This window comes from Chryseobacterium sp. SIMBA_028 (genome assembly GCF_046535285.1).
In the GTDB taxonomy this organism is placed as follows: Bacteria; Bacteroidota; Bacteroidia; order Flavobacteriales; family Weeksellaceae; genus Chryseobacterium.
Window position 1 is genome coordinate 1 of record NZ_JAWRWZ010000903.1, and the last position, 229, is coordinate 229.

1 pseudogene is annotated in these 229 nt (G+C 35.4%); it reads right to left on the reverse strand.

The window, feature by feature from the left end:
• Positions 1–229: pseudogene (locus SCA31_RS25820) on the reverse strand (ABC transporter ATP-binding protein); the annotation flags it as partial.

Genomic DNA, 229 nt, shown 5'->3' on the forward strand with positions numbered 1-229 from the left:
TTTATTGCCTGCTGTAATCAGAACATCTTTATTTCCTTCCCATTCTTTGATTCCTAATCTCAGATAGACAATCTTTTCACCGATGGTCATTACAGAGTTCATATCATGGGTATTGATAATCGTAGTGGTGTTGTATTCTTTCGTAATTTCGAGAAGAAGATCATCAATTACATTAGAAGTATAAGGATCAAGACCGGAATTCGGCTCATCACAAAACAAATATTTCGGG